This is a genomic window from Candidatus Margulisiibacteriota bacterium, assembly GCA_041661965.1.
Lineage (GTDB): Bacteria > Margulisbacteria > WOR-1 > O2-12-FULL-45-9 > XYB2-FULL-48-7 > XYB2-FULL-45-9.
On record JBAZTH010000001.1, the window covers coordinates 504,619 to 518,723 of the forward strand.

Sequence of the window (14,105 nt, forward strand, 5' to 3'; positions counted from 1 at the left end):
AAGATGTATAATTACGGCTTAAAACTTTGGTCGACCAACCGGCAATACCTGCCGGAGGCGCGCCGGCTTTTTCAAAAAGGGACGTATCAGTTCCTGGAGCTTTATGTCGTGCCGGAAACAGCCGAAACTTTGCCGCTGTGGCGGGAGCTGAAAGATGAAGGGGTGCCGGTTATTATCCACGCGCCGCATTACGGCCACGGGTTGAACTTATCCGTTGCGGCCGCGGCCGCTGATAATCAGCGGCTAGCTGGTGAAGCGTTCCGTTTTGCCGATGAGTTGAGCGCTGAACTGGTCATTTTTCATCCGGGGATCGGCGGGACTGAAGTTGAGACGATCCGCCAGCTCAAGCTTCTGGCCGACCGGCGGATCGTGATCGAGAATAAACCTTACGTGACGGTCGATGGCCAAAAGATCTGCAACGGCCATTCGCCGGCGGCGATCGCGGAGATCATCAAAGAGACCGGAGCGGGTTTTTGCCTTGATCTCGGGCACGCGATCTGTTCGGCCAATGCCCAGCATCGGGAGCCCTTTGCTTATCTGAAAGATTTTTTGGCCCTTAAGCCGAAGTTGTTCCATTTGACCGACGGCGACAGCCGGAGCGATCGCGATTCCCACCGCCATTTTGGCCGGGGGGATTACGATCTGCCTAAATTGCTGGCGCTGATCCCGGCGGGAAGCTGGATCACGGTGGAAACGGTTAAAAGCGATCCGGCCAATCTTAATGATTTTGTCGCCGATCTGGAGGTCCTAAAACATGTCTGAAATAAAACTGCGTCCCGCCGCGCAAGACGATTGCGCGGACGTTTATCGCTGGCGTAACGATGAAGCGACCCGGCGGGTTAGTTTTTCGTCGGCGGAGATCAGCTTCGACGATCATCAAAAGTGGTTCCAAAAGTCACTGGCCGACCCGGCGCGCGAACTGCTGATCGCCGAGACCGGCGGGAAAAAGACCGGCGTTTTGCGCTTTGACCGGTTGAACGATTTTGCCCGAGAGGTCAGCGTTAACCTCGCGCCGGAAATGAGGGGGCAGGGGCTTGGCGCTAAAATTTTGGCGCTGATTCCGATCACCGATTTGCTTATTGCCCGGGCTAAAACGAGCAATCCCGCCTCGATCAAAGCGTTTAAAAAGGCCGGATTTAAAGAATTGTTTGATTATCAAAATAAAGCCGGAGAGCAGATTCAGGTCCTGGCCAAAGCAAAGGAGTGGGGGCAATGACATATCAGTTTAGTTCCGGACACCCGCCGTTCGTCATCGCGGAAATGTCGGGGAACCACAACCAATCGCTCGACCGGGCGCTGGCGATCGTTGAAGCGGCGGCCAAAGCGGGGGCTCACGCTCTCAAGCTTCAAACCTATACCGCCGATACCATGACGCTTAATCTTGCTAAGGGAGCGTTCTTTATCAGCGATAAGAAAAGCCCCTGGCGAGGGTCTTCGCTTTACGATCTTTACCAAAAAGCGGCGACGCCGTGGGAATGGCACAAACCGATCTTTAAGCTCTGCAAGAAATTGGGGATAATTGGCTTTAGCACTCCTTTCGATGAAACGGCGGTCGATTTTCTGGAAGAACTGAACGTTCCTTTTTATAAGGTCGCTTCTTTTGAGAATACCGATCTGCCGCTGATCCGCAAGGTTGCCAAGACCGGTAAGCCGATAATTCTTTCCACCGGCCTCGCGACCTTGGCCGAGCTCAAGGAAACGGTCCAAACCGCCCGCCGGGCCGGTTGCCGCGATCTGGTCCTCCTTAAATGTACCAGCTCTTATCCTTCCACTCCGAAAAACTCCAATATCCTGACGATCCCTCATTTAAAGAAGACGTTCAAATGCGAGGCGGGAATCTCGGATCACACCCTGGGCTTGGGGGCGGCGATCGCGGCGGTTGCCCTGGGGGCGACGGTCATAGAGAAGCATTTTACTTTATCGCGGGCTGACGGCGGGGTTGATGCCGCCTTCTCCATGGAACCGGCGGAATTAAAGCAATTAGTTGAAGAGAGCAAGAGAGCTTGGCAGGCGCTGGGGAAAGTGAAATATGAGCCGACCGCCGAAGAAAAAAAGTCTTTGGTCTTTAAACGGTCTCTTTATGTTGCGCAAGATATGAAAAAGGGTGAACGCTTTAATAAACTGAATTTACGGGTGATTAGGCCGGGCTTTGGTCTGCCGCCTAAATATTACGACGGACTGTTCGGTAAGAAAGTAAAGCGCGACCTAAAGAAGGGGACCCCGGTCGACTGGGAGATGATATGAAAAAACCGCAGATCATTTCGGGAAAGAATATTTATTTGAAAGAATTCCAGGTCGGTGATATAACCGCCGACTACGTTAATTGGCTGAACGATCCGCAGGTCAACCGGTATTTGGAATCGCGTTACGTAAAACAGACGAAAAAGACCGTTGAGGCCTTTGTCCGTTCTTTTGCGGGTTGCGACCACAAACTGCTTTTCGGTATTTATGACCGGGCGACGGGACTGCACGTGGGGAACATCTCATTTTCCGATATTAATCTCCGGCACAACTACGGGGTGATCGGTATTGCCGTCGGCCGGAAAGCCTTTTGGGGGAAAGGGATCGGGACCGAAGCGATCAAACTGCTGGCCGCCTATGGTTTTAAAAAATTAAAGCTCCAACGGATCGAAGCGGGGATCTACGCCAATAATCCCGGTTCGATCGCGATCTTTAAAAAGGCCGGGTTCAAGACCGAAGCGGTCCTTCGCGAGCGGTATCAGTTTGAAAATAAAAGGATCGATGGCCTGATTGTCGGACTTTTAAAGAAGGATCAGTCAATTGCTTAACGAAAAGAATATTAAAAATATAATTATTTATACCGCGCCTAATTTTGTCGGGTATGCTTTGAGCTTGATTGCCATGCCGATCATGACCCGGCTCCTGCGGCCGGCCGATTACGGGATCATCATCATGGCGAACCTTTTCCCGGCGATCGCGGTCGGACTTCTGACCTTCGGGCTGGTGAGCGCCACCCAGCGAAATTATTTTCAATACCGCCGGGACAAAGAACAGCTCAACGGGCTGATCGTTTCTTCCCAGATTTTTCTTTATTTAATGCTGATCGCCAGTTCACTGGTGGTTTTTTTCTTCAAGGACAACATTTCCAGATTGATAATCGGCCGGGCGGGTTACGGCGACGCGATCCTGGCCGCTTATTTGGGGGTATATCTCGCTTATATTATTACTTTTTATTCGACAATATTGCAGGGGATGGAGAAGGCCAAGCTTTTTGCCGTCATTATGATCGTCCAGAATACCTTGATCGTTTTGTTGAACCTTTTTTACGTTGGGATTTTGCGCCTGTCATACATGGGGCCTTTGCTGGGGACATTGACCGTTAACTTTTGTTTGACAATTGTTATCGCCCTGGCTTTCAATTCGGGGTTTTCATTCCGGATCAATTTGCGTCTTTTATGGGAAAACATGCTTTTCGGCCTGCAGCTGGTCCCCAAGGTCCTGACCGGATTTGTTAACCGGTTTTTTGATAAATATCTGCTCAATAACATGCTTTCTCTCTCCGCGGTTGGTGTTTATAATCTTGGTCAGAACATCGGTGTGATAATGTTCAACCTGATGAGCGCGGTTTGGAATTCATTTCAGCCGGTTTTTTATCGGGAAGTATTTGATAAAGGGGAGGTAGCGGCCAAGCCGGTCGGCCGCTTATTTACCGTCTTTTTATATCTGACCATGATCCCGGTCATGTCGGCCGTTGTTTTCGCCCGGGAGATCATCATGGTAATGGCGCCACCCGCTTATTACGCGGCGATTCCGGTTATCATTATCATTGCTTGCGCCTATGCCAGCAATGTTTTTGGGATCTTTGTCGGCTTGCAATATGCTTACACCAAGAAAGCGTACCTGATCTTTCCGATCACGATTTTTGGGACGCTGGCGAACGTAGCGGCTAATATTGTTCTGATTCCCAGGCTTGGCTTGATCGGCGGGGCTTTGTCATTTTTGATCAGTTATCTGGTCCTGAATATTGCCTTAGCCGTGATCGGTCAACGGCTTTATAGGGTTGCTTACGAATGGGGCCATATTATTCCCCTCTACGCGCTGGTCTACAGTGCCGCCGCCGCAATCTTATATTTGCAAAAGATCGATTATCCCTTTCTGCTCCTCTTCCCGATCAAGCTGGCGCTCCTTGCCGTCTTTTTGTTCATCGGGTATCAGGCCGGCATTGTTCGCCGGCATCGGATAGAGATGCTTCTGAAAATGTTTAAAAGGGGTGGTAAAGTTGCCGAACCAACAATCGAACCGGTGTAACCTTTGCGGCGGCGGAAAATTTGCGTTGGTCAAATCTTTTCTCCGTGACGATAAGACTAAATTCAAGGTCTACACTTGCCGAAAATGCGGTCATATCCAGTTATTGCCGAAACCAACCGATGAGGATGAAAAAGAATTCTATAACCGGAACCAGCAGGACAAGAACCGCGGCAAAGAGATCGATTACGAGAAACTGGCGGCTAACCAGCGTTTCGACACCGACCGCCACGTCGCGCTGATCAAAAAGTTTTTTTCTAAGAAAAGCTCGATCTTGGATATCGGGGCCGGATACGGGCTGTTTGCCGCCGCGCTCTATGACGCCGGTTATAAAAAGGTGAAGGGGCTGGAGATCTCGCGGGAGCGCCGGGCGATCGCTCAGGCCCATACGCCGGCGCCGATCCTGGAACATGACGTCGCCGCTGGAGCGGAGGTTATCGGCCAGTATGACGTGGTCACTCTTTTCCATGTCCTCGAGCACACGACCGATCCGGTCTTTTTCCTGCAACAGATCAAAGCTCTCCTTAAGCCGAAAGGGACCTTCATCTGCGAAGTTCCCAATGTTGACGATCAGCTTTTGGCGAATTCCAAAGAGTACCACGATTTTTACTGGATCCGGGCCCACTTAAATTACTTTAACGGGCAAACGCTGAAAAAAGCGTTCACGACGGCCGGGTTTAAAAAGATCAAACTGGTTTACGCCCAGCGCTATGGGCTTCTTAACTTAAGTAATTGGCTTCTCTACGGGAAACCACAGATTGAACGGCCGGTCTTTGAGATCAGCCGGGATTATGCGGTGGCCGAAGAGTGTTATCGCAAGTTGTTGGAAAAGAAAGGGAGGAGTGACGCGCTTTTAGCGATCGCCCAATGAAGAAACTGGTTTTTTTAGAATTTATTGACGAATACGAGGCTTTTTGCCGGCAGGTGAAGGACCCCGGTGATTTTTCTATCATCGCCCTGGAGCCGAAACTACAGGCCCAGCTGAAAAAGCTGGGGGTCTCGCACCAGAATTCTCTCCCATACTTTAATAATGATTCCCACCGGTCGATGATCCGGAGCGCCCAATCGGCGGTCGATTGGCTCAACCGTTCTTTTCAATTTACCGATCAGCAAGGCTTTTCCTCCGTTTACCTGACCGATCTCCAGTTTTACGTTCGGTTCTATCTTTTCCATTTAATGAGTTTGGTGGAGATTATTGATAATTGCGTGCGCCAATCCGGGGAAGTCGAATTGTTTGCTGCTCTCGCCGAGCCGCGAGGGGGCAGCCTGATGATCACGCCGGCCGATCGTTATTTAGGGAAATTGGTCAAAGAATACGCCGCCGGCCATTCGTTAAAGTTTACCAATATTGCTGTAACATTGGCCCCGGCAATTGTTAAAAGCGAAGAGAAAGCCTCTAAGCTCAATTGGTTAATGATCGGCTTGCTTAAAGCGTACTGCTTTCTATTTAGGAAAAAATTGGTTCTGATCCCTGGAAATGGTTACGGGTTTGCCGCTTTGAAAAACAAGCTCTTCCAACATGTTCCTGGCCTGGCGTTTATTTCCCCCTGTCCGGAGAAGTTCAGCCGGTCGCCGTTTAAATATCTGACTCTTTTTATTTATGGGATCTTCAATAAACATTTTTGGTTTGATTTTAACGGTGGCGTGTCGGGTGGCGGACTTAAAGATAAATTGACGACAATTTTTCGGGGAACTAAGGTCTTTGATTATAAAGGAGTGGCACTGGCGCCGATCGTTGAAGGGAAAGTTGTTGGGGCGATTGCCCCTTATTTTGCCGAACTTAGCGGCCAGCTCTCGGCCCTGAAAAGCGTGGTAAAGGAGCTGGGGATCAGATTGGTCATTTCGCCGTTTTCCCGCGGGTTCTGGTACGGGGCGGGGGAGTTTTCCCGCCAGGCGGGGATCAAATCCCTGTTTGTGTCCCATGGCGCGCACCCGGTCCCGGTCGACGAGATCCATGAAATGGAGCTGGTCGAATTATGCCGCGGTTTTATGTTGAGCGAATACACTGACGTCGCGCTGGCGACCCCGGTTCAGGAAGAACATTTCCATTATTTTAAGAGAAAATACTCCTGGGTCAAGGCCAACGAAATCAAAACCGGCCCTTTAATATTTGCCGATCTTTCCGGAATAGAAAAAAATAAGGCCAAACTTAAGCTTGGTCTTTTGCCCGAAGAAACAATCATTACTCATGCGGTTTCCAATAAAAAACGCGGCGGCGAGAGATATTATTTCCTGGAAACCTTTGATGAATATCTCGCCAGTCTCTCGGACTTAATCTCAACGGTCAATAAACTCCCGCTGGTTCACCTGGTCGTCAGGCCCCATCCTGGATTCGAATTAAATGATGAAGAGTTGAAGCGGTTGTTGCCGCGCTCGAATAAAATTACAATCAGCTGCCAAGGACCATTTTCCGAAGTTCTGGCGGCGACCGATATTTTTGTGAGTTATTCTTCGACCGCGATTGATGAATCTATGCTTAATGGCAGGCCGGTCATTTTGTATGATAAATGGGATCGGTACAATCATTTTAAGCTGTCGGTTTATCGGACCGGTGAAATAGTGTCGCCGATTGTTTATACCAATAGCTTAATGGGACTACGTTCGGCGATTAATGAATATCAAAAAATTAGCGCAGAGGGTCGTTTCGCGGGTTTTGATCTCAAACCTTATAAATATGAAGCCAACCATGAAAATAATTTGTATGAATATGTGGAAAATGTTTTAAATAAGAGAGAGGTGCCGAGATGAAAATTGTTGCCTTTGTCCCATCGCGATTGAACAGTGAACGGATCCCGTCCAAGAACGTCAAATTGCTGGGAGGGGTGCCGCTGATCAACTATTCCCTGCGGGCGTTGAATAAAGTAAAAGCTCTTAACGAGCTGGTCCTTTTTGCTTCGGAGCCGAGCATTGCAAAATATATTGACGCCGATTTGAAGTATACTTTTCTGGAACGGCCGAAGTCGCTCGATACCCAGACCGCGACGATCCAGGATATCATCGGCGAATTCCTGAAGCTTTCTGACGCCGACATTCTTGTCCTGCTTCACATCACTTCGCCGTTTCTTAAGCCGGCGACGATCGCGGAATGCATCGAGAAGGTCGTTTCCGGCGAGTATGATTCCGCTTTTACCGCTTATGCCTTTAAGAAGTTCGCCTGGTTTAGAGGGCAGCCGCTTAATTATTCGCTTGACTTGCCGACGCCGCGGACCCAGGACATCGATCCGGTCGTGATTGAACAATCGTCCTTATACGTTTTCCGGCGGGAACTGTTCATGACCCGCCGCCGGCGGATCGGCGATAAGCCTTTCATCAAGAACATCGATCATTTCGAGGGGCACGACATTGACACGCCGGAAGATTTTGAGATCGCCGAACTGCTGGTCAACGCCGGCTTTTTTCAACCACTAAAATGATTATTAAAAAAGAAGTTATCTTCGATCGGTCCCGTTATCCGCTCCTGATCGGCCGGGGGGTCGTGGGGGAGCTGGCCGGGCTCCTTTTGGAACGGACCAAAAACCGCGACGTCGTGATCGTTTATGATAATTATTTTGAAGCGTCAATTAACGATAAGCTGGCCGCTAGCCTGCGCGCCGCCGGTTTCCGCGTCCTTCTTCATCCGCTTGAAGGAGGGAAGATCAACAAAAACATCAACGAGGCGCTCAAGATCTACGGTCTCCTGGAAAGCCAGGACTTTTCCCGCGATTCGACGCTGATCGCGGTCGGCGGCGGGGTGGTCGGCGACCTGGGGGGCTTTGTCGCTAGCACCTATTTGCGCGGCCTCAATCTGGTCCATATTCCGACGACCCTGATGGCGATGATCGACAGCAGCCTGGGGGGGAAGGTCGCCATCAATTTCCGTAAAACGATCAATGCCATCGGCAGTTATTACCATCCGATTATCAACCTGATCGATTTGGATTTTATCGACGCCCTGCCGCCCCGCGATTACCGGGCGGGCTTGGCCGAAGCGATCAAGGCCGCGATCATTGCCGACGCTAAATTCTTCCAGTTCCTTTTGGACCGGCGGGCCGCGATCCTGAAGAAAGAGGAAGCCGATCTGCTGAAAGTGATCGAACGGTCGATCGAGATCAAGATCGAGCACGTGACCGGCGACGTTCATGAGGGCGGGTCGCGGTTAAAGCTTAATTACGGCCACACGCTCGGCCACGCGATCGAAGTTTCGACCGTGACCGATAAAGGGGAGAGCTACCGCCACGGTGAAGGGGTCGCGCTGGGGATCATGGCGGCGGCGTATCTTGCCCAGCGCCACTTGAGCTTGAAGCCGGCGGCGGCTTTGGCCCAACAAAATATTTTTGAACAATACCAACTGCCGGTCGCCGTTGAATCGGCCAAGATCGGCTTTGAGCGGGGGGCGCTGATCGAAGAGTGTCTCCGCAACGTTAAGAAGGACAAGAAACGGAAAGATCACGTTATCAGAATGATCTTGGCCAGCGAGATCGGCCGGAGCGCCGTTTACAATGACGTGCCGTTCACTTTGATCGAGCAAGCCTTCCAAGCGATCGTTAAATAGAGGAGTGTAATATGGAAAAAGAAATGTTGAAAGATAAAGTTTGCGTCATTACCGGAGCGGGAAAAGGGATCGGCCTAGAGACGGCGAAGCTTTTCTACCGCGAAGGGGCGAAGCTGGCTTTGATCTCGCGCGATCCGGCCGACCTGGCCGGCTTTAACGAAGACCGGGTTTTGACCTATGCCGGCGATGTTGGCGATGAGAAGACAGTCGTCGATTTCGTTGCCAAGAGTTTGGCCAAGTTCGGCCGGTTTGACGTCCTGGTCAACAACGCCGGGATCCGTTTCCGCAAACCGTTCCTGGAGATCGGGACCGAAGAGTGGCAGAAAGTTATTAACACCAACCTTGGCAGTGTTTATTTGCTCTGCCGTGAAGTCGGCCGGCAGATGGTCAAGCAAAAATCAGGCAAGATTGTCAATCTCGCTTCGGTCATCGGGACCCTGGGACTGCCGGATCTGTCCGCTTACGGTGCTTCGAAAGGGGGGATCATTACCTTGACCAAGTGCCTGGCGGTCGAATGGGCGGAACATCACGTTAACGTCAATGTGATCGCTCCCGGTTTTTGCGAAACTTCCTACGCCGAGAATTTTAAAAAGAAAACTGAACTGTACGATTTTACTTTAGAGCGGACGCCGCAAAAGAAATGGGGGAAAGCCGGGGATATTGCCAATGCCTGCTTGTATCTGGCCTCCTCAATGTCCGATTACGTGACCGGTGAAGTCTTAAGCGTCGATGGCGGCTGGAGCGCCTGGTAAGAGGAGGAGATCATGAAAATATTAAAAAAAGTTATTTCTGACATATTTTTAAAAGCGCAATACCGGATAAGTCAATTGGCCTTGAACAATCGCCGCCTGAAATACCAATATTTGAGATTGGCTGTTTTTTTGGGTGACCTTGGCTTCCAACCGCCGTTGGCTTCTTTGGATTTGGCGAAACGGTGGGAGAAACAGGGGACCGAAGGGAGTGCCGATCGTCCGGAAACTTACATCAAGGAGGACAATTCCCTGGTCGAACTCTTCAAAGAGGTCCTGCCGTATCTGAATAAAGAGAGCAAGATCCTGGAGCTTGGCTGTAATGTCGGCCGGTCGCTGAACTATCTCCATAAGCTTGGCTTTAAAAACCTGACCGGGATCGAGATCGGTCCCAAAGCGGTCGAAATGTCCCGGACGGTTTTTCCAGAAATGGCGCGCGACAGCAAGCTGATCGTCGGGAGCGCGCCGCTGGAGATTAAAAAACTGCCGACCGCCGAATACGATCTGGTCTTTTGCCACTCGGTCTTGGTCAATATTCATCCAAAATATAATTATCTCTTTAAGGAAATGTCGCGGGTTAGCAAGAAATTGGTCCTGATTCTGGAGAACGAAGGGAGCCTGTTTGCTTATCCCCGCGATTTTCAGAAATCATTTGAGCGGGTCGGCTTGAAGATGGTGATGAGCAAGATTTTTGCCGAAGGATGCCGGCAATTTCCGGACCCTTACGAAGAAAAAGACATTTACAGCAACAATACGATCCGGCTATTTGCCAAGGATAAAAGTCATTGAACAGTTGCTTTTATCAGTTAAATAGTTGGGGGGTCCTCGTTTTTTTCTTCTCCAAGGAAAAAGGGAGTTATTTCCGTGCGACCAGCCAGGGGCAAAAATTAATTAAAGCCTTGAAGTTAGAGGATCGTTTACAGCCGTTAGACTTCCATTTTTACGAATTAATGGAAGCTGATGGCAGTTCGTCCTTCCCGGCAGTTTATCAGCACGATCTGTTAGCCATTATCAATGAAGTGGAAAAGGGGATCGGACGGAATGAATTCGTGAAACGGTTTGGGACGCTCTTCGGCGAGCCGGAAAAAACGGCCCTTTTCTTCAAGAAGCATGCCGATAACTTGCTCGAGCGGCAGGTCATCGTCTTAAAAGCGCTGGCGCGAACGGCAAAAGTCGATGGTCTTCAATATCATCTTCCCTGGTCCCCATTTGTTCCCGCCTTGGCGGAGTACGCGGCTAAGAAGTACGGGATCGCGGTGGTCAGCCGTTATTCGTTGGCCGATCTTTTTTCCCAATTGGTGAAACTCGGGCATGTAATCTGGATGTTTATTAAAGGTTGGGCGCTTGCTTTGTTCGGATCATTCCGTCCGGCAGGAGTTAAGGCGTTGCTCGGCAACCTCTACACTTTGAAGGGCTTTGCTTTCACTGATGACAAACGTTCCGATTTCCCTTGGCTTCTGCAGTTTCCCGGAGAAAAAGCTCTGCTCTATTTTGAACGGAAAGATTTGCCGGTCACCGGGGCAATGGTAGAGGAACTAACCAGCCGGAAGATCAAAGCGGCGGCCCTGACGGCGAAAGCGACCGCGACCGCTGAAGTTCCGGTCTATCGGCCGTCGCCCGACTTTATTGAGAAGAGTAAGCTGATATTCAAAACTATTTATTATTATTTTCGTTATGGGGGCGGGCTTCGTCCTTTAAATTATCTGATCTGGTCGCTCCGGTTTATCGCCGAATACGCCCGTTATCATGATTTTTATCTCCAGCAGGGGATCAAAGTGAACGTTGACTTTGTTGATTTTGATCCCTACCGGATCGCGCGGCATTTGGCTGTCGCGGCGAATGGCGGAATTGGGGTCAGTTATCAGAATTCCAACTGGCCGCTCCCTAATCCGATTCTGGCTTCGGGCGCGGATGTTCTTTTTCTTTTTGGCCCTTATTACCTGGCCCGCCAGCGGGCGGTCGGCTCGCGTTGCGGCCGCTATCTCTATTCCGGCTACCTGACCGATTATTCTTTCCCCGCCGCGCGGACCAAGGGAGGGGAACTAAGGAAGAAACTGCAAGCCAAGGGGGCGAAGTTCATTATTTGTTACTTTGACGAGAACTCATCAGACGATAGCTTAAGCCTTATTCCCAACGACCGGAGCGCCGAGGTTTATCGGCGGTTGCTTTCCGCGGTCTTAGCCGACGGATCTTTAGGTTTGATCTGCAGTCCGAAGCGTCCCAAGACTTTGCTCAATAGGATACCGGAAGCAGCCGGCCTGATCGACCAGGCCAAAGCGACCGGCCGCTGCGTCTTTCTTGATGGTCAATATGGGACCGAGAGTTATCCGGCCGAGCCGTCACAGGCGGCCGACCTGACGATCACCCTTCTGCTTGGAGGGACGACTGCTTTGGAATGCTTTCTGGCCGGGTCGCGGGTCGTTTATCTCGACCTGGAAAAACTTTATTCATATGAAGAATATCAGTGGGGAAAAGGGACCCTGGTCTTTGACGACCTTGAAGCTTTAATGTCGGCCATCGGCCAGGTCCGCCGCGATCCGAGCGTTGAGATCGGCCGGGCGAGCCGAATCCCTAACCTGAAAGAAAAAGATCCGTTTCAAGACGGCCAGGCGGCTAAAAGAATGGCCAAATATTTGGAATGTTTGTTGGATGCGTTCAATCAAGGGAAAGGGCGCAATGAGGCGTTGTTGTTTGCCGACGAACAATTCAAGAAAACGTGGGGGAGTGACAAGGCAATTAATGGGTTTAATTAGAAAGATATTCATTGTGCCGGACGCGCATCGCGCGCAACAGCTGTTTTTAAGCAAAAAGGAGCTGGCTGGCCCTGCGCTTCTTGTCTTAGTAACGGACAGGGAGCAAGCCGCGGCTATTTTGGATATCTGCCGGATTAAAAAAGCGGTGAATGTTTGTGATCGTCCTCTGGCGGAGACGGAGCGCTTCTTGGCGGAGTATATCGATTTGATCGGGGATGTTAATTCCAAATATCAAAGCATTAAATGGTGGAGCTACAGTCTCTCTTCGAAAGATTACGTCTCCTCGAGTTTTTTTGACGAGCTTTATAGGACGATTTGTCTTGCCAAGAAGATAAAATGTTCAGGTGCGGAACCTATTGTCGTGGTCGCGGATTCGCCGAGAGTCGCCAGGCAGCTAAAATATTTATGCGAAAAGGATAATAAGCGGGTGATATTGTTTGGCTTCCGGAGCTGGCTGTGTGTTTTATTGTTTTCTTTGTCCAGACAGATGTTTTCTTCGGCGTTGTTCTTGCTGAAACAGTACTACCGAATTATTGTTTGTTCTATGTTCTTACATCGGAGGAAGTTGTTTGGGTCTAAAATGAATGGGGGAAAACGATATGTGATCAGGAGTTGGGCGACCATTGTTTCGTTATCTTCCTCCCCTTATCAGGACCTTTATTTTGGCTCGCTTGAAAACGATTTAAAAAGTAAACGGTTGAACGTTGAAATGCTTGTTGGTGTGCTTGGTGATTTTATTGCGGCAGTAAAATTAATGAGGGCTGACGGGAGACCTTTGCCGCAGGAAATATTGCTTCGTTTGATCGATCCCATTTTAGCTTTATTCTATTGTCGATTAAAGCCGTGCAAGATCAAGGGGCCTGTATATTTTCAAGACATCGATGTCTTTTTGCTCCTGAATTCTTGTCTTGCTTATGAGCGTTCCTGCGGACAGGATCTGCACAATATGCTTTATTATTGCCTGGGCAAAAGATTGGCTCGACATTATAGGCCGGATACTTGTATTTTTAGCCATGAGAATTACCCATGGGAGAAAATGCTGATCCTTGGGCTAAGAGCGACAGCCAAGCCTTTTATTATTGGGTACCAGCACAGTGTGCTTTATCAGGCGCTGACAAGCGTTCTTTTGGGCCGTAATGAAAAGGATTTTATTCCATTACCAGATCGGATCGTGACCGTGGGGAACATTACCAGGGATTATCTGGTAAAAGAGGGGCATTATCCACCGGCAAGATTGCGGTCTGGTTGTTCTCTTTCTGCTGTTAAGCTCGGGCCCGTGATCAAGTCAAGGTCAATGAGCAAAAATCTATTGGTTGTGCTTGGCTGTTATCCAAGGGCTAAAGAAATGCTAGAATTTGTAATTTCTTCTCTAAAAAAGAGCGATTTTCAATTGATAATCAGGCCGCACCCGGCCGCTCCATTGGCCGGTTACATTGACAGCCTGGCGTTTGATCTTAAGGCTTTAAAGAATATCGAGATCTCGTCCAGCCCGCTGGCAAAGGACCTCGAAAGGTCTTTTGCCGTTCTCTACGATGGAAGTAAAGTTGCCTTGGAGGCGATGGGGGTGGGTTTGCCGGTCATTAAGATCAGCCATTTTCATGATATAATTAGTTATGATCCTCTTATAAATTTCCCCTTGAATAAATTGAAGGCGGGATCAGAAAAATCGCTTGTTACCTTGCTTAACGAAATAGCTTTAAAGGGTGAAAACGAAGATCAAAAAATCAAAGCGCAGCGGTATTACAGAGAATATCTGGGACAAAAAGGCGAAGAATGTTTCAGCTTGTTTTTAAGATAGGAGAGGCA

13 protein-coding genes are annotated in these 14,105 nt (G+C 49.7%); all 13 read left to right on the forward strand.

Annotation, left to right across the window (positions count from 1 at the left end):
- Positions 1–3: 3 nt before the first annotated feature.
- Genes WC772_02260 through WC772_02320 form a run of 13 tightly spaced genes read left to right on the forward strand, consistent with a single transcriptional unit; the run spans position 4 to position 14,097 of the window.
- A complete protein-coding gene (locus WC772_02260) occupies positions 4–762 on the forward strand; it encodes a TIM barrel protein (protein MFA6169577.1) in 759 nt (252 codons plus the stop codon).
- The gene (locus WC772_02265) at positions 755–1,216 is read left to right on the forward strand and encodes a GNAT family N-acetyltransferase (protein ID MFA6169578.1); all 462 of its coding nucleotides are present in this window, start codon (positions 755–757) and stop codon (positions 1,214–1,216) included. The genes WC772_02260 and WC772_02265 overlap by 8 nt, the downstream gene beginning before the upstream one ends.
- The gene (gene pseI / locus WC772_02270; protein MFA6169579.1) at positions 1,213–2,244 is read left to right on the forward strand and encodes a pseudaminic acid synthase; all 1,032 of its coding nucleotides are present in this window, start codon (positions 1,213–1,215) and stop codon (positions 2,242–2,244) included. Before WC772_02265 ends, pseI begins: the two co-directional genes overlap by 4 nt.
- Positions 2,241–2,789: a GNAT family protein gene (locus tag WC772_02275; protein MFA6169580.1), complete on the forward strand. Its 549-nt coding sequence runs from the start codon at positions 2,241–2,243 to the stop codon at positions 2,787–2,789. The genes pseI and WC772_02275 overlap by 4 nt, the downstream gene beginning before the upstream one ends.
- Positions 2,782–4,269: an oligosaccharide flippase family protein gene (locus WC772_02280; GenBank protein ID MFA6169581.1), complete on the forward strand. Its 1,488-nt coding sequence runs from the start codon at positions 2,782–2,784 to the stop codon at positions 4,267–4,269. The genes WC772_02275 and WC772_02280 overlap by 8 nt, the downstream gene beginning before the upstream one ends.
- Positions 4,241–5,137: a class I SAM-dependent methyltransferase gene (locus WC772_02285; GenBank protein ID MFA6169582.1), complete on the forward strand. Its 897-nt coding sequence runs from the start codon at positions 4,241–4,243 to the stop codon at positions 5,135–5,137. The genes WC772_02280 and WC772_02285 overlap by 29 nt, the downstream gene beginning before the upstream one ends.
- A complete protein-coding gene (locus WC772_02290; protein MFA6169583.1) occupies positions 5,134–7,014 on the forward strand; it encodes a hypothetical protein in 1,881 nt (626 codons plus the stop codon). The genes WC772_02285 and WC772_02290 overlap by 4 nt, the downstream gene beginning before the upstream one ends.
- Positions 7,011–7,679 (forward strand): acylneuraminate cytidylyltransferase family protein, encoded by a 669-nt coding sequence (locus WC772_02295; protein MFA6169584.1) that lies wholly within the window; start codon positions 7,011–7,013, stop codon positions 7,677–7,679. The genes WC772_02290 and WC772_02295 overlap by 4 nt, the downstream gene beginning before the upstream one ends.
- Positions 7,676–8,797, forward strand: a complete 1,122-nt coding sequence (aroB, locus tag WC772_02300) for a 3-dehydroquinate synthase (GenBank protein MFA6169585.1) — start codon at positions 7,676–7,678, stop codon at positions 8,795–8,797. The genes WC772_02295 and aroB overlap by 4 nt, the downstream gene beginning before the upstream one ends.
- A gap of 11 nt (positions 8,798–8,808) precedes the next feature.
- Positions 8,809–9,549 (forward strand): SDR family oxidoreductase, encoded by a 741-nt coding sequence (locus WC772_02305; protein MFA6169586.1) that lies wholly within the window; start codon positions 8,809–8,811, stop codon positions 9,547–9,549.
- 12 nt (positions 9,550–9,561) lie between these two features.
- Entirely contained in the window at positions 9,562–10,335 is a 774-nt protein-coding gene (locus tag WC772_02310) for a class I SAM-dependent methyltransferase (GenBank protein ID MFA6169587.1), read from the forward strand.
- Entirely contained in the window at positions 10,332–12,299 is a 1,968-nt protein-coding gene (locus WC772_02315; protein ID MFA6169588.1) for a hypothetical protein, read from the forward strand. Before WC772_02310 ends, WC772_02315 begins: the two co-directional genes overlap by 4 nt.
- Positions 12,286–14,097 carry a hypothetical protein gene (locus WC772_02320; protein ID MFA6169589.1) on the forward strand — a complete coding sequence of 604 codons (1,812 nt, stop codon included), beginning with the start codon at positions 12,286–12,288 and terminating at the stop codon, positions 14,095–14,097. Before WC772_02315 ends, WC772_02320 begins: the two co-directional genes overlap by 14 nt.
- Positions 14,098–14,105 lie beyond the last annotated feature (8 nt).